Here is a 22,228-nt window from a genome sequence, read left to right as displayed (position 1 = left end):
GCGCCGGCCCGGGGCTTTTCTGTATGGGGGAATCAGCTCAGCGCATCGCGCACATCGCGGCCCGCGTCCTTCACGTGCTCGCCGGCCTGCTTCGCCTTCGCCGCGGTCTCCTGCGCCTGACCCTCGGCCATGAGCCGCTCGTTGTCCGTGGCGTCGCCGATGCCCTGCTTCGCCTTGCCGGTCATTTCCTCGGCCTTGTTCTTGACCTTGTCAGTGAAGCTCATCGTCAACTCCTCGATGACTCGAACCTGTTTTGTTCTTGTCGATGAGTGCAGTGCCCGAAGGGCTCGTTGTTGAAACCGGGTGCCCCGGCGCACCACCCGTAGAGCATCCTAGGATCCTGAGATATAGGGTGGGCGGATGAGCGATGAGGCGACGTCCTTCGGCACCGCGTCCGCTGTCTACGAGAGGGGCCGCCCGCCGTACCCGGAGGAGGCGCTGGACTGGCTGCTGCCCGCCGGCCGGCCACGCGTGCTCGACCTCGGCGCGGGGACCGGCAAACTCACCCGTCAGATCGCCGCCCGCGGGCTGCCCGTCAGCGCCGTCGACCCCTCCGACGGCATGCTCACCGAGCTGCGGCGCGTGCTTCCCGGCGTACCGGCCCACCAGGGCACCGCCGAACACATCCCGCTGGCCGAGCACAGCGTCGACGCCATCGTCTGCGCCCAGGCGTGGCACTGGGTCGACGTGGCCCGCGCCGTACCCGAGACCGCCCGGGTCCTGACCCCCGGCGGCACCCTCGGCCTCGTCTGGAACCTGCGCGACGAGACCGCCGACTGGGTCCACCGGCTCGGCGAGCTCCTCCGCTCCCCCGAACAACCCCGCCGCACCGACCTGGGCGCGCCCTTCGGGCCGGTCGAGCACCACACCGTGCGCTGGACCCACCGGCTCGGCCTCGACCAGCTGCTCGACCTCGTCGCCTCGCGCAGCTACGTGATCCTGCTCGGCGACCGCGACCGCGCCGACCTGCTCGACCGGGTCCGCCACCTCGCCGCCACGCACCCCGACCTCGCCGGGCACGACGAATTCGAGCTGCCCTACGTCACCCAGTGCGCCCGGGCAACGCTGCCTCGCTGAGCGCGCTCAGCCGGTCCAGCCGCGGCGGATGTTCCACTGGTCGTCGTCGCCGTCGGTCGGGTCGAACACCGGACGCACCACCGGCTTCACCGGCACGACCTGCTCCGGGGTCACCCGCGGCGGCAGGTGGCGGTAGTCCTCACGGCTCTTCACTGCCCGCTCCCGTTCCCGCATGAGGTCAGCGTACGCCCACCGAGCCCGTCACGCGCTGGACCGGCGCGGTGACGAGGTGTATACCGAGAGACGGTCCTGCCCCTTAGCGGAGGAGGCACGGTGACACCCGCACGCACCCGCCTCGGCCACGCCCTCGCGGCCGCCCTGCTCGCCGTCGTCACCGTCGCGCAACCCGCGGGCGCCGCCACCACCTCGGCCCCGGGCGCACCCGGCACCGACGAGCAGTACCTGCCCGCCGACAAGGCCGGATTCGGCACCTCCACCACCGCCGCCAGCACGGTCTGGTTCACCGTGCAGAAGGAGGGCGGCCTCGGCGAGATCTACTACCCCACCATCGGCACCCCGAGCGCCCGCGCCCTCGACTTCGTCATCGCCGACCGGCACGGCCACGCCGTCCGCGCCGGCGCAGCCGCCGACGTCCGCACCGACCTCACCGACCCGCGCAGCCTCACCTACCGGCAGACCTTCACCGAACGCTCCGGCCGCTGGCGCCTGACCGCCGCGTACGCCACCGACCCGGCCCGCGCCACCGTCCTCGCCGAGCTGACCTTCACAGCCGCCCCCGGCGACACCTACGACCTGTACGCCGTCTACGACCCCGCCCTGGCCAACACGCGCGGCAACGACTCCGGGCGCACCCGCGGCCACACCCTGCTCGCCACCGACGGCACCGTCGCCAGCGCCCTCACCGGCTCACCCGCCTTCGCGGCCACCTCCAACGGCTTCCGCGGCACCAGCGACGGGTGGACGGACCTGCTCGCCGACGGCCGCCTCGACGGGCGCTACCCCGCCGCGGAGGCCGGCAACCTCGTCCAGACCGCAGCGCTGCGCCTCACCGGACCGGCCGGGCACCGGCACACCACCCTCGCCCTCGGCTTCGGCACACCCGGCACCGCCGAGGCGGTCGCCCGCGCGTCACTGCGACAGGGATTCGACCGGGTCGCGCGCTCCTACGCGTACGGATGGCAGCACTATCTCGACGGCCTCAAACGACCCCCGGCCTCCCTGGCCACCGCCCAGCAGCGGCAGCTGTACCGGGTGTCGGTCATGGTCCTCGCGGCGAGCGAGGACAAGACCCACCGCGGCGCGTACGTCGCCGCACCCGCCATGCCCTGGGCGTTCGGCCGCGACGACCCCTCCGGGCCCTACCACCTCGTCTGGTCCCGCGACCTCTACCAGATCGCCACCGCCCTGATCAGCGCCGGCGACACCCGCGGCGCCGGCCGCGCCCTCGACTTCCTCTTCCACGCCCAGCAGAAGCCCGACGGCTCGTTCCCGCAGAACTCCCAGGTGGACGGCACCCCGGTCTGGGGCGGCCTGCAACTCGACGAGGTCGCGCTGCCCATCGTGCTCGCCCACCAGCTCGGCCGCACCGACCCGGCGACCTGGGACCACGTCCGGCGCGCGGCCGACTTCCTCACCGGCTACACCCAGGACGGCAACCGGGCACCCTGGAGCCCCCAGGAACGATGGGAGAACCAGTCCGGCTACTCCCCCGCCACCATCGCCGCCGAGATCGCCGGCCTGGTCTGCGCCGCCGCCATCGCCCGCGCCAACGGCGACACCACCGCCGCCCGCCGCTACCTCGCCACCGCCGACGCCTGGCAGGCCCGGGTCAAGGACTGGACCGTCACCACCACCGGCCCGTACTCGCCGGAGCCGTACTTCCTGCGCCTCACCAAGGACGGGAACCCGGACGCCGGCACCGCGTACGACATCGGCGACAGCGGGCCCACCGGCGTGGACCAGCGCCGTGTCGTCGACCCGAGCTACCTCGAGCTCGTCCGCCTCGGCGTGCTGCCCGCCGACGACCCCGCCGTCGTCAACACCCTGCGCGTCGTCGACGTCCAGCTCGGCGTGGCGACCCCTCGCGGCTTCTTCTGGCACCGCGCCTCCTTCGACGGGTACGGCGAGAAGGTCGACGGCAGCCAGTGGGACTACGGCCTGCCCGCCGATTCGCGCATCACCCGCGGCCGCGCCTGGCCCCTGCTCAACGGCGAACGCGGCGAATACGCGCTCGCCGCCGGCCGGCCCGGCGCCGCACGCGCCCAGCTGACCACGATGGCCCGCGCCACCGGCCCCGGATACATGCTGCCCGAACAGGTCTGGGACCGGCAGCCGCCGAACACCTTCACCCCGGGAACGCCCACGTTCTCCGCCACACCGCTGGCGTGGACGCACGCCCAGTTCATCCGGCTGGCATGGAACCTGCACGCCGGGCGGGTGGTCGAGCAACCCGCGATCGTGGCCCGGCGGTACGGGTGAGCGCTCAGCCGGCCGGAGCCATCCGCGGCGGACGGTTCTCGTACGGCGTGCTCAGCACCACCGTCGTCCGCGTGGTCACGTTCGCCGCCGTACGGATCTCCTGCAGCAGCCGCTCGAGATCCGCCGGGCTGGCCACCCGCACCAGCAGCAGGTAGAAGTCCTCACCCGCCACCGAATAGCAGGAGTCGATCTCGGACAGATGCGCCAGCCGCTCCGGCGCGTCGTCCGGCTGCGACGGGTCGAACGGGCGGATCGCGACGAACGCGGTCAACGGCAGCTCGAGCGCCTCGTACGACACCTTCGCCGTGTACCCGTTGATGACCCCGCGCTGCTCGAGGCGGCGTACCCGCTGGTGCACGGCGGACACGCTCAGCCCGACCCGTTCGGCGAGATCGGTGTAGGACAGCCGGCCGTCCGCGGTGAGGGCGCCCACGATCGCCCGGTCGATCTCTTCCACGGCAAGGAACATACCGTCTCGGCTCTCCCGCCCGCTCTCCCGGCCGCCGAAGGTCGGCACGCCGGGGCCGGCCCCTCGCCGGGCGCCGCGAATCGGCCGGTGACCAGGCACGGAAGGCCGCAGGCCGGCGCCGCGCGCCCGGCCGGCGGAGCGGATGGCTCCCCTAACGAGGGACCCGGGACTTCGCCCGGGCGGGGTTGCACGTGAGAATGGCCGGGAACCTCAGCGGCCCGGGCATCGAAAGGACGGCGACCACGTGGAGATCAGCGCCAGCCGCGACGCGGACATCCTGCGGCTGGAACTCCACGGCGCCCTCGACCTGGTCACCGCCGACATCGTCGCGCAGCGGGTCGAACAGGCCCTCGCCGAGAAGCCGGCGGAGCTGATCCTCGACCTGCGCTACGTGAAGTTCTGCGACTCGGCCGGCATCCACATCATGCTGCGCGCGCGCAACGCCGCCCACCGCCAGGGAGCCGGCTTCCGCATCGACAACGTGCACGGCATCATCCGGCGGTCGCTGGAGATCACCGGCGTGCTCGGCGTGCTGACCGCCGGCACCGACGCCTGACCCACCCGTCCCTTCACCCCGCGGCCGGCACGCGGGTCACCGTGTCCGCGGCAGTCGACGAACAGCGTTGCCGCCTCGGCCGCCTGCATGCAGTCCGGCGCCGCACACCCTCTCAGGCATCCTAGGATTCTAGGTTGTCGGGATGGGGATAGGGCTGTCGTCGCCGCTCAGTCGCGGGTCAGGGAACGGGCGATCACCAGGCGCTGGATCTGGTTGGTGCCCTCCACGATCTGCAGCACCTTCGCCTCCCGGAAGTACCGCTCCACCGGGAAGTCGCTGACGTACCCGGCACCGCCCAGCACCTGCACGGCGTCCGTGGTCACCTTCATCGCCGTGTCGGTCGCGAACAGCTTGGCCTTCGCCGCCTCCGCCGCGTACGGACGGCCGGCGTCCTTGAGCCGCGCCGCCGCCAGCATCAGCGCCCGCGCTGCCGCGACCTGCGTCGCCATGTCCGCCAGCAGGAAACCCACGCCCTGGAAGGCGGCGATCGGCTTGCCGAACTGGGTGCGCTCCTTCGCGTACGCGCTCGCCTGGTCGAGCGCCGCCTGGGCCAGCCCCACCGCGCACGCCGCGATGCCGAGCCGGCCCGCGTCCAGCGCCTGCATGGCGATCCGGAAGCCGGCACCCTCCTCCCCCACCAGGCGGTCCACGGGAACGCGCGCGCCGTCGAAGACGATCTGCGCCGGCGCCGACGAGCGCAGGCCCATCGTCCGCTCCGGTTGCTGCGGCAGCAGGCCGGGCGTGGCCGCGTCGGCGAGCAGGCACGAGATGCCCGCGGCTCCGGGACCGCCGGTACGGCAGAAGACGTTGTAGAAGTCGGCGTGGCCGCCGTGCGTGATCCAGGCCTTGGTGCCGGTCACCACGTACTCGTCGGTGTCGCGCACGGCCCGGGTGGTCAGTGACGCGGCGTCGCTGCCGCCCTGCGGCTCGGAGAGGCAGTACGCGCCCAGCAGGTCGCCGCCGAGCATGTCGGGCAGGCTCTTGCGCTGGCGTTCCGTCCCGTAGGCGGCCACCGGGAAGCAGGACAACGTGTGCACGCTGACCGCCTCGGCGATCGCGACCCACGACGTGGCCAGCGTCTCGAGGACCTGCAGGTACACCTCGTACGGCTGACCGCCCCCGCCGTCGGCCTCCGGGTACGGCAGCCCGAGCAGCCCGGCCCGCCCGATCGTGCGCAGCACGTCCCGGGGGAACTCGCCCCGTTCCTCGTAGCGCGCCGCCCGTGGGACCAGCTCGCCCTGGGCGATCTCCCGGGCCAGCCCCAGCAACTCGTACGCCTCGTCCGTTGGCAGGATCCGCTCGACCGTCACAGGGTCGAGCTTAACGGCCGTTAGGTTTTCCTGTCAGCCCGCCCCCGGCCCCAAATGTGACGCGTCGTGCTGAAACTCTGACGCACCGTGCTCAGGCGGCGGCGAGCGCGTCCACGAGGCGCCGGGCCGAACCCGCCAGGTTCCACCGCGCCGCCAGGGCCAGCAGCGCCTCGTCGTCCCTGGGCGCCCGGGGCAGGGCCGGGTCGAACGCCGGCAGCGGCACGTCGAGCGCGACCTTGCACACCGGCAGCGCCGCCGCCAGGTAGTCCTTCGCCGCCAGCAGCTTCGTGCGCAGGCCGGGTGCGAAGCCGGACGCCGGGTCGTCCAGGGAGGCGAGGATCTCGTCGATGCCGCCGTAACGGGCGATCAGGCGGGCCGCCGTCTTCTCCCCCACCCCGGGCACGCCGGGCAGACCGTCGCTCGGGTCGCCTCGCATGGCGGCGAAGTCGGCATACCAGCGGGCGGGGACGCCGTACTTGGCCTGGACCGCCGCGTCGTCGCTGTCCTCGAGCTTCGCGACGCCGCGGCCGCAGTAGAGCAGGCGGGTGCCGCGGGCGTCGTCGACGAGCTGATACAGGTCGCGGTCGCCGGAGACCACCTCGACCGGGGCGGGCTGGGTCGCCGCGAGGGTGCCGAGCACGTCGTCGGCCTCGTAGCCGTCGACGCCGAACGCCGGGATGCCGACGGCCTCGAGGACCTGCAGCAGGACCGGGACCTGCTTCTCCAGCGCGGCCGGGACCTCCTCGACGTCACCGTGGGCGACGCGGTGTTTCTTGTACGACGGCACGAGCGCGACCCGCCACGCCGGGCGCCACGACGCGTCCAGCGCGCACACCACCCGGTCGGGGCGGCGGGTGCGGATCAGCTGCGCCAGCATGTCGACGAAGCCCCGGATCGCGTTGACGGGCTCCCCCGCCTGCGTCCTCGCGGCGGACTCGGGGATGCCGTGGAAGGCGCGGAAGTACAGGCTGGGGGCGTCGACGGCCAGCAGAGGTCGCTCGGTCACGGCACAGACCTTAGTCCCGGGGTACGACAACACGCCGGATCCGGCCGGGCCCGTGCGAGCCGCGGGTGCCGGTTCTGGCACCCTGTTCATCCATGTTCGTCAACAAGTACGGCAAGGCGATCATCGGTTTCCTGTACGCCGTCGCGTACGTGATCATCCCGCTGCTCTCCGGCGACGGCCGCATCGGCCGTCCGGAGTGGGTGACCATCGCGATCGCGGTGGTGACGGCGGCGGGCGTCTACCTGGTGCCGCTGGCGCCCGACCGGCCGTGGACGAAGAGCGTCGTCGCGATGCTGCTCGCCGGGCTCAACGTCGCCGCGGTGGTGATCCTCGACGACCGCATCGACGCCCAGGAGTGGGTCATGATCGTGACGGCGGCGCTGGGGGCGATCGGCATCACCGCCGCACCGGCGCGCACGGAGCCGCCCAAGGACAGGACGGCGGTCGGCGCTACGGTGGCAGTGGGCTGGGGCTTCGACCGGCACAACGGGCAGACGGCAGATCAAGCGAAGGTGGTCAGGGGTGCGTAACGGGTTCCGGTGGTCCGCGGTCGGTGCGCTCGCGGGGCTGGGGGTGCTGGCGCTCGCCGGTCCCGCCGCCGCGCACGTCGAGGTCAGTGCGGACAAGGACCGGGCCGGGGCGTCCGACGTGACGCTGACCTTCCACGGCGAGGCGGAGAGCACCTCGGCGGGTATCAAGAGCGAGCGCGTCGTGCTGCCCGAGGGGATCGACCCGGCCACGGTGACGCTGGTGAAGGCGCCGGCCGGATGGACGTTCACGCGCGGCGCGGACGGGTTCACCGTCGGCGGCAAGGCCCTCAAGGTCGGCGCGGACGCGGTGTGGAAGGTGAAGATCGCCAAGCTGCCCGACGGCGAGACGCGGCTGTCGTTCAAGACCCTGGAGACGTACGGGGACGGGAAGGTCTCGCGCTGGATCGAGATCCAGAAGGCGGGCGCGGACGAGCCGGACAACCCCGCGCCCCTCGTGACCCTGAAGCCCGGCCCGAAGGCGCCGGCCACCTCGGCCGCGCCGTCGGCGACCACGCCGGCGCCCGCCGCGTCCGGGCCGGCTCCCGCGGGCGTCGCGCCGAGCACACCGGCGACCGTGCAGGAGAAGGCGCTCGAGGACGACGGCGGCACGTCACTGTGGTGGGTCTGGGTGATCGTGGGCGCGCTGGCCGTGGCCGGCGGCGCGGTCTTCCTGGCCCGGCGGCGCCCGAACCGGTCCTGACGCCCCGGCGTGCCGCAGATCAGCCGGCGGCCGCCTCGCGCTGGATCCGGTCGAACTGGGCGGCCATCGCGGCGGCCAGCGCCTGGGCGGCCGACAGCGGGCGGACCATGACGGTGAACTCGTCGATCAGGCCGTCCTCGTCCAGGTGCAGGAAGTCGCAGCCCTCGACCGTGACGTCACCGATCCGGGCCTCGAACACCAGCGCGTGGTCGCGGCCGCCGTCGCCGCTCAGCTCGCGGACGTACCGGAAGTTCTCGAAGACCCGCAGCACGCCGCGCAGGATCGCCGCGGTGAGGGCCTTGCCCGGGTAGGGCTTGAACGCCACCGGGCTGCGGAACACCACGGTGCCGGCCAGGGTCGCCGTGATGGCGTCGGGGTCACGCGCTTCCACCGCGCGGCGAAAATCGATCACCGCCCGAGCGTACGGGCCGCCGGGAATGTCACAGGCGGCCGGTACGGTCGGCCCATGCCGGCACCCGGAGACGTCCCGTCCGCGATCCTGGCCCGGCTGCGACCGATCTGCCGGTCCCTGCCGGAGACGTACGAGGAACCCGCCTGGGTCGGCGTCCGCTGGCGGATCCGGCGGCGGACGATCGCCCACGTGTATCCGGTCGACCCCGGCCGCGCCCCGGTCCGCCCGGGCCGTCCGGTCACCGGGGCGACCTTGATGACCTTCCGCGTGCCCGCCGACGACCTGCTCGGCCTGACCGCCGGTGGCTTCCCGTACTCCCGCGCCGGCTGGGGGCCCAACGTCGCCACCGCCGTCCTCGGCGACCACACCGACTGGACCGAGATCGGCGAGCTCCTCACGGACAGCTACTGCGAGATGGCCCCGAAGTTCCTCATCGCCCGGCTCCCCGACTGACAGGATCAACCGGCCCGGGCAGACCTACTGGCAGCTCGCCCGGACCCGGCCGCGTCACCGTCCGACCGGACGCCCGCGAGCGAAGACGGCACGGACGCGGCGCAGCGCCCCGGGGTCGGTGAGGGGGTTGCCGTCCACCGCCAGCACGTCGGCGTCGAAGCCGGCGGCGATGCGGCCCTTGCCCCCGGCGAGTCCGCACGCCGCTGCGGCGGCCGACGTCGCCGCGCGCAACGCGCCCAGCGGGCCGAGCACCAGGTCACCGGCCTGGGCGATCGCGTACGGCAGGACGTCATGCGGCTTGCCCGCCTCGATGCCCGCGTCCGTGCCGACGAGCAGCCGGGCACCCGCCTCGTGCAGGCTCCGGAAGTTCGCGACGATCCGGGGCGTACGCTGTCGCACCGCCGGGGAGATCACCGCTCCCGGCGCCGGCGCGTTGCCGGCCGTGATCCCGACGGCGACCCGGCTGCGCCCGATGCGGCCGATGAGGTCGCCCGGCTCGTCGATCCCGGTGGCGTTCCAGAACGTCACGTGTTCGAGCCCGTCGACGCCGGCGTCCAGCGACTCGCGGATCGACGCCGTGCCGTGGGCGTGCGCGACGACCGGCAGGCCGCGGCGGTGCGCCTCGTCCACGAGGGCGTGCAGCACCGCGGGCGGGAACTGGGACTGTTCCATCAGGGTTGCGGGGGTCATCCGGCCCCCGCTGGCCATGACCTTGACGACGTCGGCGCCGCGGTCGGCGCGGTCGGCGACGGCCGCGCGCACCGCGCTCGCGGACATTTCCACCTCCCCGCCGAGGAAGTGGCAGTGCCCGCCCGGCGTGGTGATCGGCGGTCCGGCCGCGACGATCGTGGGGAGATCGTCGCGGCCGCGGAGCCGCAGCGACAGGTACCGGAGATCGCCGAGATCGCGCACCGTGGTGACGCCCGCGAGCAGGGCCGTACGGGCGGCGGCGGCCATGGCCGCGAGCACGGCCTCCTCGTCACGCGCGGCCAGGGCGGCGACCGGGTCGGTGCCGGCGTCGAACGCGAGGTGGGAATGGGTGTCGATCAGGCCGGGAAGCAGCGTGGCCCCGGGCAGGTCGACGACGCGCGCGTGCGGCGGTGTCTCCGTTGCGCCGGCGACGGAGACGATCGTTGCGCCGGCCACGATGACCAGGGGGTCGGGCAGGAGGGTGTCCGACACGCCGTCGAAGAGGGCGTCGGCCCGGATCGCGAGCGGCGGGGCACTCACGCCGTGGCCCGGCGGCCGCCGTGGGAGGCGATCAGCGCGTCCACCACCGTCGCGGCGTCGGCCTCCGCGACGCCGGCCGGGTACTCGGGGAGAAGGTCGTCCCAGATGGTCAGCCAGGAGCCGTACAGCTGGGTCTGGCCCTCGGGGCGGGCGAAGAACCAGACGTGCAGATGCGCAGCACCGTCGCCGATGCGGAAGACGTGCGCCCGGGAGACGTGCGGGAGGGCCTGCATGTGCCGGACGATGCGCGTGGTCAGCAGCCCCAGCTCGGCGGCCAGCTCGTCGGGGAGGTCGGCCATGTCGTGGTGGTCGCGTGGGTACAGCATGAGCACCAGCGGCACACCCACCCCCGGAACCCGGGTCAGCCGCCAGTGGTCGTTGAACCAGATCCCCTCGTCGCGCGCCCGGCAGTTCCGGCAGTCCGCCGGGTCCTCGCCGTGCCGGGCGGGCTCGGGGAGCACCGGCGGGCGCAGCGGCGCGACCCGCAGTCCGTCCTGTTCGAACGGGCTGATGTCCCATCCCGTCATGCGCGCCAGGGGAAGCCGCCGTTCGCCGTCCGCGGCGGCGAGGGCATGGTCGTAGAACTCCTCGGGAGACAGGGCCATGGCGCGCAGGGTAGTACGGCTGTGCCCGGCGCTCAGCCCACGCCGGCCGTCTCCCGGTCGGGGCTGTCCGCGGCTCCGGCGGCGTCGGCGCGGCGGGCGGCGCGGACGTCCGCGAGCGCGGCGGCCAGCGCCACCACCACGAAGGTGATCGTGACCAGCAGGGCCGTACGGAAGGCCAGCGACCAGCTTCCACCGTTCGCGGCGAGGCGGTTGAAGAAGACCGCGCCGACCACCGCGATGCCCAGCGCCGTGCCGATGCGCTGGCCGGTCTGCAGGACCGCGCCCGCGCTGCCGGCCCGGCGGACCGGGACCTCGGAGAGGGTGAGCGTCTGGTTGGGACTGATCACCAGGCCGCTGCCGAGGCCGGCCACGAGCAGCGGCAGCGCGGCCGCCCAGCCGGCGTTGTGGCCCGGCACGAAGTGCAGCGCCACCACGGTCGCGATGAGGCCGGCGGCGACCAGGGCCAGGCCCAGGGCGACCAGGGGACGGCCGAAGCGGTTCACCACGCGGCCGCCGAGCGCCGCCGCCACCGCCGAGCCGATGGCGAACGGCGTGATGGCCACGCCCGCGGCCAGCGCGCTGTAGCGCAGGCCGCTCTGCAGGTACAGCGTGTAGATGAAGAAGATCGTCGTGAAGCCGGCGAAGTAGAAGAAGCCGATCAGCGCGCCGAGGCTGTACGACCGCAGCCCGAACAGCCCCAGCTCGATCACCGGCGTGCCGCTCCGGCGGGCGAAGCGGCGTTCCCAGGCGAGGAATCCGCCGAGGACCGCGAGGCCGGCGACGACCAGCAGCCACTTGGCCGGCCCCTGCCATTCGCGCTCCTGCACCAGCGGCAGCAGCACGAGGAAGACGCCGGCGCCGAGCAGGGCCACGCCGGCCGGGTCGAGGCTCTCGCGTTCCTGGTCCTCACGGCTGCGGCCGGGGATCCACAGGCGGCCGAGCACGATGGCGGCGATGCCGATCGGCACGTTGATGAAGAAGATCCAGCGCCAGCCCTGCTCGGCGCCGAGCAGCTGGATGAGCAGACCGCCGAGCAGCGGGCCGACCGCCGTGGAGATGCCGATCGTGGCGCCCAGCAGGCCGAACGGGCGGCCCCGCTCACGCGGCTCGAACAGCTGCTGGACAAGGCCGGACACCTGCGGGTTGACCACGCCGGCGGCGGCGCCCTGCACGAGCCGGGCGACGATCAGCCACAGCGCGCCGTTGGCTAGGCCGGCCGCGGCGCTGGCCAGGGTGAAGACCGCGAGGCCGGCGATGAACACGTCGCGGCGGCCGCGGGCGTCGCCGAACCGGCCGGCGGGCACGAGCAGCAGCCCGAACGTGAGCGCGTACCCGGACAGCACCCACTGCAGGCCGCCCGGGCTCAGGTCCAGGTCGGCCCGGATCGACGGCAGGGCGACGTTGACGATGCTGACGTCGAGCAGGGTCATGAACCCCGCCACGAGCGCCACCGTCATGGCTTTCCAACGGCTGGTCACCGGCCCGTGGTTCCCGCACGGGCCGGTGGGAAACCGTGACTACCGGTACAGCCTCAGGTCGGCGATGCTCCACCAGTTCCCGCTGGTCCCGGTGTTGGTGATCCGCAGGTAGCGGGCCCGGGTGAGCGGCAGCCCGACGGTGGTGAGCTGTCCGGTGCCGGTCCCGTCGGCCAGGGTGCGCCAGCGGGTGCCGTCGGTGCTGGCGCTCAGCGTCCAGGCGCGGGCGTAGTCGCCGAGGTTGTCGCCGCTGTCGATCGCGACCTTGCGGAACCACTGCTGCGTACCGAAGTCGGCCTGCAGGTACTGGCCGGGCTGCTGGGCGGCACCGCTGGACCAGCGGGTCGAGGCGTCGCCGTCGACGGCCGCGGCCGGGTTCTCACCGGCCGGCGACGCGGTCGCGGTGGCGTCGCCGGACGTGATCAGCCGGTCCGCGCCGGTGCCGAGGGAGCCGCGCGGCCACACGAACGTGGCCAGGGCACCGCCGGGCAGCGTGTACTCGAAGGAGTGGCCCCCGACCGCGACCGCGAACGAGCGCGGGTTGTCGTTCTCGTTGTGCACCACGAGCGCGGTGGAGCCGTCGGGGTTGCGGAGCGCCACGTCCATGATCTGCCCGTTCCAGCCGACCGTGCCGAACGACGTGCTGGCGATGCGGACGGCGCCGGGACGGACGAACTTCGCCAGGTGCCCGATGGTGAAGTACTCGGCGTCGCGGGTGACGCTGCCGTCGGCCTGCAGGGTGAGCAGGCCGGTGCAGGTGCCGCAGCCGCCGAGGTGCGGGCCGCCCGTGCTGTCCAGCGCGATGTTCCAGTTGATGACCGACTTCGCCCAGTTGCGCGTGGTGCCGATGGCGAGCGTACGGGCGTGCCAGGTCAGCGTCCCGCGGAAGATCTGCTCCGGGGTGTCGTTCTCCCCGTGCGAGCCGGAGCACTCGGTGAACCAGATGCCCTTGCCCGGGTACGCCTCGTGCAGCTTCGTCATGTCGCTGGGGTCGCCGGAGTAGCAGTGGTACGCCGTGCCCGCCAGCCACTTGCCGGCCGGGGAGGCGAGCAGCCGGTACGGGTAGTCGGTCTCCGGGTCCTCACCGGGCGGCGTGGTCGCGACGTCCCCGGGGTGCGTGGTCCAGTTGTGGTCGTACCCGAGGATCCTCGTCCGGGGGCTGGCCCGGCGCAGCAGCGGCCCGAGCGCCTCGATGACCTTGGCCTCCTGCGGGACCGGCATGGCCGTGCCGGGGTACCCGCCGTCGTGGCGGTTCTGCGGTTCGTTCTGCACGGTCAGGTAGTCGATCGGCACGCCGGCCCGCGCGTACGCCTGGACGTACTTGACCAGGTAGCGGGCGTACGCGTCGTAGATCGCCGGGTCGTCCTTGAGGTGGCCGCCCATGAGCGAGTCGCTGGTCTTCATCCACGCCGGCGGGCTCCACGGCGTACCCATGATCGTGAGCTGGGGGTTGAGCTGCCGGGCGCGGCGCAGCAGGGGCAGGATCTGCGCCTCGTCGTGGGCGATGCTGAAGTGCCGCAGGGCGAGGTCGGTCTGCCCGGCGGGCACGTCGTCGTACGTGTAGTGCTGCGGCGCGGCGGTGAAGTCGGACGAGCCGACCGGCTGGCGCAGGAAGCTGACGCCGATGCCCTGCCGCGGGTCGAACAGCGAGCGCATCGCGGCGTCGCGGGCGGCCGGGTCCAGCCGGTACAGCACGCTGGCGGCCGAGTCGGTCAGCGAGGCGCCGAAGCCGTCCATGCTCTGGTAGCGGGTGCCCGGGTCGACCGTGATCGTCGTCAGGTCGCTGCCGCCGCGGGTGAAGGAGACCGGCGCCCGCTCGTGCAGCTGCTCGGCCCGGTCGGGGGTGGTGACCCAGACCCTCGCCTGGGGTGCGGGCTCCCGGTGGGCCTGGGCGGGCCCGGCCGAGAGCAGCAGGATTGCGGCGGTGACCGCCGCGCCGAACGCACGCCGCCTCATGGCACTCCTCTGTAACAATATGAAACAACAGGTATCGATGGCCCGGTCAGGAAACAAGCGTGAAACCGTCCTGTCAACCCCTGCCGGGTGGCAGTACGCTGCCACGTATGAAACAAGGCGATGTAACAAGTCGGGGCGGGGGCACCGTCCGGGAGGTCGCCGCCGCCACCGGCGTGTCGATCGCCACCGTGTCGCGGGTGCTCAACGGGCGCGGCAACGTCGCCCCGGAGACCCGGGAGCTGGTCGAGCAGGCGCTCGAACGGCTGGGCGCCGCGGGTCCCCGCCCGCGCGCCGCCGCCCGGGCCGCCACCGGGCCCGTGTTCGTCCGCTGCCCGTACCTGCTGACCGACTACTTCGGCGTCATCGTCTCCTCGGTCGCCGAGACGCTCGAGCTGCACGGGCGTACGGTCCTGCTCAACGCCGGCGAGGCCGCCCAGGAGGCGCACGTGCTGACCCGGCTGCCGAACCGGCCCGGCATCGCCGGGGCCGTGCTGATCCTCCCACCCGAGCCCGCCGAGGAGCTGGCCGCCCTGCGCGCGCGGCAGTTCCCGTTCGTCGTGGTGGACCCGCGGGTGCCGCCGCCGCGGGACACGCTCGCCGTCTCCGCCGCCCACGCCGCCGGGGCCCGCGCGCTCACCGCCCACCTGACCGGGCTGGGCCACCGCCGCATCGGCGTGATCGCCGGGCCGGACGAGTGGCTGGCCAGCGACGCGCGCCTCGCCGGGCACGCCGCCGCGCTCGCCGACGCCGGGGTGCTGGCCGCGCCCGGCCTGGTCCGGCACGTGGAGCCGACAATGGCGTGGGGCCGCCGCGCGGCCGGCGAGCTGCTCGACCTCACCGACCCGCCGACCGCGATCATCGGCTTCAACGACAAGATCGCGATCGGGGCGCTGCAAGCCGCGGCCGAACGCGGGCTGCGGGTCCCGCACGACCTGTCCATCGCCGGGTACGACGACATCGACCTCAGCCGCGCCACCAGCCCGCAGCTCACCACGGTGCGCCAGCCGCTCGCCGAGCTCGGCCGGATGGCGGTATCGCTGCTCGTGCGCGTCCTCGACCGGCACCGGGTGCAGGCCCTGCACGTGGAGCTGGCCACCGAGCTGGTCGTGCGGGACTCCACCGCGGGCGTACCCACCCGGTAGGGTGCGGCCGTGACCTCCTTCGCAACGGTGGGCGCCGGATGGCGCGCGGAGCTGTTCTGGCGTGTCGCGGAAGGACTCGACGCCGTCGACTGCGTCGGCACGGTCGTCCGCAGCCCCCGGTCCCTGCCGGTGGCCACCTACGGCTCGCTGGCCGAGTGCGTCGAGCAGGCCCGGCCGGACTTCATCGTCACCGCCGTGTCCTGGGACGCCAACCCCGGCGTCATCACCGAGGCGGTCGAGCGCGGCCTGCCGGTGCTGGCCGAGACGCCGCCCGCGCCCGACGCCGGCGGGCTGCGCCGGCTCTGGGCCGACGTCGGCGAGTCCGGGCTCGTGCAGATCGCCGAGCAGTACCTGCTGGTGCCCTCGCACGCCGCCCGGGCCGAGGCGGTGCGCCGCGGGCTCATCGGCACGCCCAGCCAGGTGCAGGTGTCGTCGACGCACATGTACCACGCGGTCTCGCTCATGCGCGGCCTGCTCGGCGCCGGGCGCGGGCCGGTGACGGTACGCGCCACCCGCACCACCGCGCCCCTGGTCGACCCGCTCACCCGTGACGGCTGGACCGAGGACACCGACCCGAAGCCGGCGACCACGATCATCGCCACCATGGACTTCGGCGACGGGCTGTCCGGGCTCTACGACTTCACCGACAACCAGTGGCACAACCAGCTGCGGTTCCGCCGCCTGCTGGTGCGCGGGAGCCACGGCGAGCTGCGCGACGACGAGGTGGTCCGGCTCACCGGCCCGCGCACGATCGTGCGGACGCCGCTGGTACGCCGGCAGACCGGATACGACCTCGACCTGGACGGCTTCGACACCGACACGATCACGTTCGGCGGCGAGGTGCTCTACCGCAACCCGTACCCGGGCCGGCGCTGGATGGACGAGGAGATCGCCATCGGCACCCTGCTCGACGCCACCGCCACGTGGGTCCGCGGCGCCGGGCCGGCGCCGTACCCGCTGGCCGACGGCGCCCAGGACCACCTCGTCGCGCTCGCCGCCGAGGAGGCCGCCGACACCGACCGTACGGTGACCACGCAGGTGGAAGCCTGGGCGTAAACCGGTTGCCGTCCGGCGTCCCGGTTCAGAAGCACCGCCCGCGTGCCGATCCCGGAGAGGACAGCGCCCCACCGTCCGGACGGAGCCCGCATGACGACGCGATACGCTCGCGCGGGCTTCGCCGCGTGGATGGCCGCGCTCACCGCGGTGTACTACGCCTGGCCCGGCTCGCACGTGTTCTCGTGGAGCGCGATCGGGCTCTCCGGCGCCGCCGCCGTGGCTCTCGGCGTCCGCGTCCACCGGCCCGCCCAGCGCCTGCCGTGGTACCTCATCGCCGTCGCGCTGGTGTTCTTCGTCGCCGGCGACACGATCTACTACACGCAGACCGCGCTGAACCTGCCCGCACCCTTCCCCGGCCCCTCCGACGTGCTCTACCTGCTCGTCTACCCGCTGCTCGCGGGCGGCCTGGCGATCTTCATCCGGGCCCGCTCCGGCGAGGCGAACCGCGCCGCGCTGCTCGACGCCCTCGTGCCCACGGTCAGCCTCGGGCTGCTGTCGTGGGTGTACCTCATCGCCCCGTACACCCGGGCCACCGATCTCACGCTGGCCGAGAAGGCGGTGTCGGTCGCGTACCCGCTGGGTGATGTGCTCGCGCTGGCGATCCTGCTGCGGCTGCTCACCGCGCCCGGGCGCAAGCCCGCCGCCCTCGGCCTGCTGTCGCTGAGCGTCGTCGGCGTGCTCTTCTCCGACGTCGTCTACGGCCTGGCCCGCCTCGACAGCAACTGGGCCGTCGGCGGCCCGGTCGACCTCGGCTGGATCGTCTTCTACGCCGCCGCCGGCTGGGCCGCGCTGCACCCCTCGATGACCAGGCTCACCGACGACGGCACCCCGGCCACGGCGCCGATCCCCGCCGGCGGACGGCACCTCGCGCTGCTCACGGTCGCCGCCCTGATCGCCCCGGCCGTGCTGCTCGCCCAGTACCTGCAGGGCGGCGTCGCCGACGCGCCCGTCATCGCCGCCGGCTCCGCACTGATGTTCGTGCTGGTCATGGCCCGGGTCGCCGGCCTCATCGCCGAACAGCGCCAGGGCCAGGAACGCGAGCACGCCCTGCGCCGGGCCACCTCCGCGCTCGCCGCGGCGGCCACCCCCGACGACGTGCTCGCCGCCGTCCGCGACGCCATCGCCATGATCATGCCCGCGGAGCGGCCGTACGCGCTCAGCACCGGCGAGCCCGAGCCGATGCCCGACGCCACCACCGTCGAACTGGGCGTCACCATCGCGGCCGGCGGCGACACCCCGTACGCGCTGCACACCGCGATGGTGCTGCCGGGCAACCCGCCGCAGCGCTGCGCCGTGCGGCTCGAGGCACCCCTCGGCACGCTGCGCGCCGTACGCCCGGCCGTGCAGGCCCTGTTCGGGCAGGTCGCGATGGTCGTGGAGCGCATCGCGCTGGCCACCGAGATCAGCCGGCGCGACGGCGAGGCGTACTTCCGGACCCTCATCCAGAGCGCGGCCGACGTCATCCTCATCGTCGGCGACGACGAGCGCATCCGCTACGCCAGCCCGTCCGCGGCCGCCCTCTTCGGCTGGACCGACCTCACCGGCGCCCCGCTGACCCGGCTCGTCGCCGACACCCACCACGACCGCCTCGCCGCCGCCCTCGACCGGGCCCGCACCGGCCTCGGCGACGGCGTGGACCTCACCGCCGTGTGCGCCGACCGGCGGCTGCTGCAGGTCGAGTGCACCGGGCGCGACCTGCGCGACGACCCGACCGTACGCGGCATCGTGCTGACCGTGCGCGACGTGACCGAGCGCCGCCGGCTGGAGAACGACCTGGCGCACCAGGCGTACCACGACGGCCTCACCGGGCTGGCGAACCGCGCCCTGTTCCGCAACCGGCTGGACGAGGCGTTCACCCGGTCCTGCCGCGACGGCGCCGAACTCGGCGTGCTCTTCGTCGACCTCGACGACTTCAAGGAGGTCAACGACTCGCTCGGGCACGCCGTCGGCGACCAGCTGCTGGTCGCGGTCGGGCACCGCATCGCCGCGGCCGTCGCGACCGGCGACACGGCCGCCCGGATGGGCGGCGACGAGTTCGCCATCCTGGTCGCCCAGTCCGGCGACGCCGCGGCGGCCGAGCAGACCGCCGAGCGCATCGTCGCCGTGCTCGCCGAACCGTTCGAGATCAGCGACGGCCTCGGCGGCACCCACGTGGTCGGCGGCGCGGCCAGCGTCGGCGTCGCCACCAGCGCCGACGCGGGCAGCCCCACCGAGCTGCTGCGCCACGCCGACCTCGCGCTGTACCTCGCCAAGGGCGCCGGCAAGGGCACCTGGCAGCGGTACCGCAGCGACCTGCACACCGCGATGATGGAGCGGCTCGCGCTGCGCACCTCGCTGCTCGAGGCGATCGACGGCCGCCAGTTCGTGCTGCAGTACCAGCCCATCGTGGACGTGCACACCCGTGACGTCGTCGGCGTCGAGTCGCTGGTGCGGTGGCAGCACCCGGAGCGCGGGCTGCTGAGCCCGTACCATTTCATCGATCTCGCGGAGGAGAGCGGCGCGATCGTCGGCCTGGGCGAATGGGTGCTGCGCGAATCGCTGCGCCAGATCGCCGAATGGCGCGCCACGGCACCGGAGTCGTCCCCCCGCTACGTCAGCGTCAACGTCTCGGCGCGGCAGTTCCGCCAGCCCGGCTTCGTCGACCGCGTCCGCGCGGCCCTGGCCGAGAGCGGCGCAGAACCGGGATGGCTGCTGCTGGAGATCACCGAGAGCCTGGTGCTGCGCGACGCCGACCAGGTCTGCGCCGACCTGGCGACGCTGCGGGCGCTGGGCGTCCGGATCGCGATCGACGACTTCGGCACCGGATACTCGTCGCTGAGCTACCTGCGGCAGATCCCCGTCGACGTCCTGAAGATCGACAAGTCCTTCATCGACGACATCCTCGCCAGCGGCCGCCAGCGCGCGCTGGTCGACGCGATCGTCACGCTGGCCCGCCACCTCGACCTCACCGTGGTCGCCGAGGGCATCGAGGACCCGGCCCAGCGCGCCATGCTCGCCGGCATGGGCTGCCCCTACGGCCAGGGCTACCTGTTCTCCAAGCCGGTCTGGCCGGCCGAGGTGCCCGCCCTGGCCGGATCCGCCCTCGCCGCCTGATCGGGCGCGGCGTCGTCCGGGCCCGCGCTCAGGTCCGCACCGGCCTGCCGGTCGCCCGCCGCACCGTCCGGCGGGCGTCCCGCCAGGCGATCACCGCGGTCCGCAGCCGCGGCGAGGCGACGTCCTGGCCGCGGCGCCGGGCCCGCACCTGCGCCACCAGCCACGCCGGCGCGTCGATCCGCTCGACGGCCGCGCTCTTCGTCAGCAGGTCGCCGTGCTCCAGCGCATGCCGGCCCCGGGCCATCGACGTCAGGCCGAGGTCGGCGAGCCCCGGATCCAGCCACAACCACGGCCGGCGCGCGGCCCACGCCCAATAACCGGTCAGCTCGGCGCGGGCGGCGTCCCGGACGTCGTCGTCGCTCATCGGCGGCAGCACCTCGCCGGGCGCGCGACCGAACACGGCGTACCCGTGGCGCACCAGCTCGGCGCGGGTGACCCCGGACAGGATGCGCTGCACCAACAGCCCGTGCGTCCACGTCGGGTGCGGCAGCGCGGGATCGGCCCGGCGGGCGCTGTCGACGTACACGCAGCCCAGCTGGAGGCCCGATGCGGCACCGCTGTCGAGCCGGCGGTGCAGAGCGACCAGCTCACGCCGCCGGTCCGGGCCGACCGGCCCGCCGGTCAGCGCGACCAGGTCCAGGTCGCTCACGCCGGGCACGTGGTCGCCGGTTGCCAGCGACCCGGCGACCAGCAGATCGGTCACCCAGCCGAGCGCTGCGAGCTGCTCGCCGAACTCCTCGACCACGGGTACGCCGACCGCCATGCGGCGCAGTCTATTGGTGACAGATGTCAGAGGTGTGCCCCTGCGCCGGGCACTACCGTCGGTGCGAGCGACGGATTTCGGGGGACTCGATGACGGACATTGTGCAGGCCGGCTCCTCCGGGACCGGGCCGCGACCATCCGACCGGCCCGGCGGCGGTCCGGGTGCTCCCGGCGCGAGGACCGGGACGGTCCGGGGCCTTTCGGGGCGGGGGCCGCGATGACCGGGACTCTGCGGGCCAGCCGCACGGCGGTCGGGGTGTGCCAGGGACGGGCGGCCGCGGACGGCCGGTTGGCGCCGGACCGCTTCGCCGACCCGGCCGCCATGGCGCTGCTGCGGCCCGCCGAACGCGAACCCGTCCGATGGGTACGCGACGACGCCGCACCCCGGCCGTGGCCGCAACGGCTCGACTTCGAGACGGTACGCGCCCACGCCGAGATGATCGTCCCGCGCACGGTCGCCATCGACGACGCCGTCCGCGCGGCCGCCCACCCGCAGGTGGTGATCCTCGGCGCCGGGCTCGACGGCCGGGCGTGGCGGATGCCGGAGCTCACCGTGTTCGAGGTCGACCACCCGGCCTCCCAGCAGGACAAACGTGACCGCGCCGCGGACCTGCCCGGCCGGCCGCCGGCCTACGTGGCGGTCAACCTGGGACACGACCCGCTGGGGACGGCGCTGGCAGCGGCCGGGCACCGTACGGACCTGCCGACCACCTGGGTCTGGGAGGGCGTGGTGCCGTACCTGACGCCGGAGCAGGTCGCGGCGACGGTCGAGCAGGTCGCGGGGTGCTCGGCGCCGGGCAGCCGCCTCGTCGTGAACTACCAGCGGCCCATGCCGTCGGCGACCCTGGGCCGGCTCGTGTCCCGTGCACTCACGGCCTCGGCCGGCCGGCGCAGCGTCTGGGCCCGCGAACCGTGGCGCTCCACGTGGACGCCGGAAGCGATGGCGGACCTGCTCGGACGGCACGGCTTCGGCGTCGCCACGGACGTGCACCTGCTGGAGGTCGCGGAGGAAGTCGGCTCGCCGATCCGGCACCGGCGGTCACTGCAGCACGGGCGGGTCGCGGTCGCCGACCGGACCTGAGAAGCGCCGCCCGCCGCACTCGAAGCCCGCCGGCCGAGCGATGGGCCCTGTGCCCGGCAGCCGGGCGGTGCGACCGGCAGCCGGGCGCGGCCGTGCTGCGCGGCCGATGCCCGGCGCTGCGAGCTGGGCGGCCGACGCGGCCGTCGCGGCGAGCTGGGCGGCCGATGCGGCGAGCTGGGCGGCCGACGCGGCCGACGCCCGGCGGGTCAGCCGGCGAGGACGCGCGCGGTGAAGGCCGCCAGGTTGGTCATCGCCCGGTCGATGCGTTCCGCCAGTGACAGCGTCTCCTCGCGCCGGACCAGCCGCAACTTGGGCTGCCGCCGGCCGCGCAGGTACAGCGGGCAGGCCAGGTCCGCGCACAGGTATTCGCCGACCGTGTTGCCGCGGCGGCCGGCCGGACCGGCGAGCGGGGCGACGAACAGCGCCACGCCCGAGGCCGCGTGGTCGGTCAGGCAGACCCGGCACATGCTCGAGCGCATCGCGGTGGAGCGCACCGCCTCGGGCCGGCGCAGGACCAGACCGGTCGGGCCGGGGTCGCCGGGGACGACGAGCAGCGCCCGCTGGGGGGCGCCGGGGTCGGTCCAGCCGAGGAAGTCGAGGTCGTCCCACGGCACGCCGCCGTCGGCGAAGCCCGCGGGCATGCGGATCCGGGACGCCTCACCCTTGCTGCAGTTGACGAAGGAGCCGCGGATCGCGCGTTCATCGAGGGGTTCCACCCGGCGAAGGTAGGCGAGCCGGCGGCACCGGTCAGCCGATTTTGCACCCGCCGCGGCGCCGTCCACGCCCCGCAAGCGCACGGCCAGCCAGCGCACGGCCGGCAAGGGCAGGCCGGCAAGGGCACGGCCGGCAACGCCGCGACCGGCCTGGCGGTGGTG

At 74.0% G+C, this 22,228-nt stretch carries 22 protein-coding genes; 10 read left to right on the top strand and 12 right to left on the bottom strand.

The annotated features are described in order from the left end of the window. Positions 1–32: 32 nt before the first annotated feature. Entirely contained in the window at positions 33–224 is a 192-nt protein-coding gene (locus tag COUCH_RS20845; protein WP_249606858.1) for a CsbD family protein, read from the bottom strand. Between the two features lie 136 nt (positions 225–360). On the opposite strand from COUCH_RS20845, the gene COUCH_RS20840 reads away from it, so the two are divergent. Continuing rightward, positions 361–1,077, top strand: a complete 717-nt coding sequence (locus tag COUCH_RS20840) for a class I SAM-dependent methyltransferase (protein ID WP_249606857.1) — start codon at positions 361–363, stop codon at positions 1,075–1,077. Positions 1,078–1,083: 6 nt separating this feature from the next. Here COUCH_RS20840 and COUCH_RS20835 read toward each other — a convergent pair whose 3' ends face one another. Beyond that, positions 1,084–1,251, bottom strand: a complete 168-nt coding sequence (locus COUCH_RS20835; protein ID WP_249606856.1) for a hypothetical protein — start codon at positions 1,249–1,251, stop codon at positions 1,084–1,086. A gap of 99 nt (positions 1,252–1,350) precedes the next feature. On the opposite strand from COUCH_RS20835, the gene COUCH_RS20830 reads away from it, so the two are divergent. Next, positions 1,351–3,516: a glycoside hydrolase family 15 protein gene (locus COUCH_RS20830; protein ID WP_249606855.1), complete on the top strand. Its 2,166-nt coding sequence runs from the start codon at positions 1,351–1,353 to the stop codon at positions 3,514–3,516. A gap of 4 nt (positions 3,517–3,520) precedes the next feature. Here COUCH_RS20830 and COUCH_RS20825 read toward each other — a convergent pair whose 3' ends face one another. Further along, complete coding sequence (locus COUCH_RS20825; protein WP_249606854.1) at positions 3,521–3,973, bottom strand: Lrp/AsnC family transcriptional regulator; 453 nt, start codon at positions 3,971–3,973, stop codon at positions 3,521–3,523. 256 nt (positions 3,974–4,229) lie between these two features. Between COUCH_RS20825 and COUCH_RS20820 the strand changes: the two genes are divergently transcribed. After that, positions 4,230–4,541, top strand: a complete 312-nt coding sequence (locus COUCH_RS20820; RefSeq protein ID WP_249606853.1) for an STAS domain-containing protein — start codon at positions 4,230–4,232, stop codon at positions 4,539–4,541. A 167-nt stretch (positions 4,542–4,708) separates the two neighbouring features. Here COUCH_RS20820 and COUCH_RS20815 read toward each other — a convergent pair whose 3' ends face one another. Then, entirely contained in the window at positions 4,709–5,851 is a 1,143-nt protein-coding gene (locus tag COUCH_RS20815; RefSeq protein ID WP_249606852.1) for an acyl-CoA dehydrogenase family protein, read from the bottom strand. 91 nt (positions 5,852–5,942) lie between these two features. Next, positions 5,943–6,857, bottom strand: a complete 915-nt coding sequence (locus COUCH_RS20810; protein WP_249606851.1) for a 5'-3' exonuclease — start codon at positions 6,855–6,857, stop codon at positions 5,943–5,945. Positions 6,858–6,949: 92 nt separating this feature from the next. Here COUCH_RS20810 and COUCH_RS20805 point away from each other — a divergent pair, with 92 nt between their 5' ends. Together COUCH_RS20805 and COUCH_RS20800 are read left to right on the top strand one after the other, a co-directional pair. Further along, entirely contained in the window at positions 6,950–7,387 is a 438-nt protein-coding gene (locus COUCH_RS20805; protein ID WP_249606850.1) for a hypothetical protein, read from the top strand. After that, positions 7,380–8,087 carry a DUF1775 domain-containing protein gene (locus COUCH_RS20800; RefSeq protein WP_249606849.1) on the top strand — a complete coding sequence of 236 codons (708 nt, stop codon included), beginning with the start codon at positions 7,380–7,382 and terminating at the stop codon, positions 8,085–8,087. The genes COUCH_RS20805 and COUCH_RS20800 overlap by 8 nt, the downstream gene beginning before the upstream one ends. 19 nt (positions 8,088–8,106) lie before the next feature. On the opposite strand, the gene COUCH_RS20795 is transcribed toward COUCH_RS20800, so the two are convergent. Beyond that, positions 8,107–8,499, bottom strand: a complete 393-nt coding sequence (locus tag COUCH_RS20795) for a nuclear transport factor 2 family protein (protein WP_249606848.1) — start codon at positions 8,497–8,499, stop codon at positions 8,107–8,109. Positions 8,500–8,553: 54 nt separating this feature from the next. Here COUCH_RS20795 and COUCH_RS20790 point away from each other — a divergent pair, with 54 nt between their 5' ends. Continuing rightward, on the top strand, positions 8,554–8,952 hold the full coding sequence (locus tag COUCH_RS20790; RefSeq protein WP_249606847.1) for an MmcQ/YjbR family DNA-binding protein: 399 nt from the start codon (positions 8,554–8,556) through the stop codon (positions 8,950–8,952). 54 nt (positions 8,953–9,006) lie between these two features. Here the strand turns inward: COUCH_RS20790 and COUCH_RS20785 are convergent, their stop codons facing one another. Genes COUCH_RS20785 through COUCH_RS20770 form a run of 4 tightly spaced genes read right to left on the bottom strand, consistent with a single transcriptional unit; the run spans position 9,007 to position 14,218 of the window. After that, positions 9,007–10,182, bottom strand: coding sequence for an amidohydrolase family protein (locus COUCH_RS20785; protein ID WP_249606846.1), 1,176 nt, complete (start codon positions 10,180–10,182; stop codon positions 9,007–9,009). Further along, positions 10,179–10,787, bottom strand: a complete 609-nt coding sequence (locus tag COUCH_RS20780; protein ID WP_249606845.1) for an HIT family protein — start codon at positions 10,785–10,787, stop codon at positions 10,179–10,181. Before COUCH_RS20780 ends, COUCH_RS20785 begins: the two co-directional genes overlap by 4 nt. Positions 10,788–10,819: 32 nt before the next feature. Next, complete coding sequence (locus tag COUCH_RS20775; protein ID WP_249613768.1) at positions 10,820–12,244, bottom strand: MFS transporter; 1,425 nt, start codon at positions 12,242–12,244, stop codon at positions 10,820–10,822. Between the two features lie 60 nt (positions 12,245–12,304). Continuing rightward, a complete protein-coding gene (locus tag COUCH_RS20770) occupies positions 12,305–14,218 on the bottom strand; it encodes a discoidin domain-containing protein (RefSeq protein ID WP_249606844.1) in 1,914 nt (637 codons plus the stop codon). Positions 14,219–14,325: 107 nt separating this feature from the next. Between COUCH_RS20770 and COUCH_RS20765 the strand changes: the two genes are divergently transcribed. From COUCH_RS20765 to COUCH_RS20755, 3 genes are all read left to right on the top strand, one after another. Continuing rightward, positions 14,326–15,360 (top strand): LacI family DNA-binding transcriptional regulator, encoded by a 1,035-nt coding sequence (locus COUCH_RS20765; RefSeq protein ID WP_249606843.1) that lies wholly within the window; start codon positions 14,326–14,328, stop codon positions 15,358–15,360. Between the two features lie 9 nt (positions 15,361–15,369). Next, a complete protein-coding gene (locus COUCH_RS20760; protein WP_249606842.1) occupies positions 15,370–16,416 on the top strand; it encodes a Gfo/Idh/MocA family protein in 1,047 nt (348 codons plus the stop codon). A gap of 90 nt (positions 16,417–16,506) precedes the next feature. Beyond that, positions 16,507–19,509, top strand: coding sequence for a putative bifunctional diguanylate cyclase/phosphodiesterase (locus COUCH_RS20755; RefSeq protein ID WP_249606841.1), 3,003 nt, complete (start codon positions 16,507–16,509; stop codon positions 19,507–19,509). A 28-nt stretch (positions 19,510–19,537) separates the two neighbouring features. Here COUCH_RS20755 and COUCH_RS20750 read toward each other — a convergent pair whose 3' ends face one another. Further along, the gene (locus tag COUCH_RS20750; RefSeq protein WP_249613767.1) at positions 19,538–20,272 is read right to left on the bottom strand and encodes a nucleotidyltransferase domain-containing protein; all 735 of its coding nucleotides are present in this window, start codon (positions 20,270–20,272) and stop codon (positions 19,538–19,540) included. Positions 20,273–20,489: 217 nt separating this feature from the next. Here COUCH_RS20750 and COUCH_RS20745 point away from each other — a divergent pair, with 217 nt between their 5' ends. Further along, positions 20,490–21,353: a class I SAM-dependent methyltransferase gene (locus COUCH_RS20745; RefSeq protein WP_275979948.1), complete on the top strand. Its 864-nt coding sequence runs from the start codon at positions 20,490–20,492 to the stop codon at positions 21,351–21,353. Positions 21,354–21,559: 206 nt separating this feature from the next. Here COUCH_RS20745 and COUCH_RS20740 read toward each other — a convergent pair whose 3' ends face one another. Beyond that, positions 21,560–22,069, bottom strand: a complete 510-nt coding sequence (locus tag COUCH_RS20740) for an FBP domain-containing protein (RefSeq protein ID WP_249606839.1) — start codon at positions 22,067–22,069, stop codon at positions 21,560–21,562. Between the last annotated feature and the right edge of the window lie 159 nt (positions 22,070–22,228).

Origin of the sequence: Couchioplanes caeruleus (genome assembly GCF_023499255.1) — a bacterium.
Taxonomy (GTDB): Bacteria; Actinomycetota; Actinomycetes; order Mycobacteriales; family Micromonosporaceae; genus Actinoplanes; species Actinoplanes caeruleus_A.
This window is presented reverse-complemented; position numbering and strand designations above follow the sequence as displayed.

Bases quoted from the DNA above. Each gene is read 5' to 3' on its own strand.
- COUCH_RS20845 (WP_249606858.1), bottom strand. From the start codon at position 224: ATGAGCTTCACTGACAAGGTCAAGAACAAGGCCGAGGAAATGACCGGC.
- COUCH_RS20840 (WP_249606857.1), top strand. From the start codon at position 361: ATGAGCGATGAGGCGACGTCCTTCGGCACCGCGTCCGCTGTCTACGAG.
- COUCH_RS20835 (WP_249606856.1), bottom strand. From the start codon at position 1,251: ATGCGGGAACGGGAGCGGGCAGTGAAGAGCCGTGAGGACTACCGCCAC.
- COUCH_RS20805 (WP_249606850.1), top strand. From the start codon at position 6,950: ATGTTCGTCAACAAGTACGGCAAGGCGATCATCGGTTTCCTGTACGCC.
- COUCH_RS20790 (WP_249606847.1), top strand. From the start codon at position 8,554: ATGCCGGCACCCGGAGACGTCCCGTCCGCGATCCTGGCCCGGCTGCGA.
- COUCH_RS20780 (WP_249606845.1), bottom strand. From the start codon at position 10,787: ATGGCCCTGTCTCCCGAGGAGTTCTACGACCATGCCCTCGCCGCCGCG.
- COUCH_RS20775 (WP_249613768.1), bottom strand. From the start codon at position 12,244: ATGACGGTGGCGCTCGTGGCGGGGTTCATGACCCTGCTCGACGTCAGC.
- COUCH_RS20770 (WP_249606844.1), bottom strand. From the start codon at position 14,218: ATGAGGCGGCGTGCGTTCGGCGCGGCGGTCACCGCCGCAATCCTGCTG.
- COUCH_RS20765 (WP_249606843.1), top strand. From the start codon at position 14,326: ATGAAACAAGGCGATGTAACAAGTCGGGGCGGGGGCACCGTCCGGGAG.
- COUCH_RS20755 (WP_249606841.1), top strand. From the start codon at position 16,507: ATGACGACGCGATACGCTCGCGCGGGCTTCGCCGCGTGGATGGCCGCG.
- COUCH_RS20750 (WP_249613767.1), bottom strand. From the start codon at position 20,272: ATGGCGGTCGGCGTACCCGTGGTCGAGGAGTTCGGCGAGCAGCTCGCA.
- COUCH_RS20745 (WP_275979948.1), top strand. From the start codon at position 20,490: ATGACCGGGACTCTGCGGGCCAGCCGCACGGCGGTCGGGGTGTGCCAG.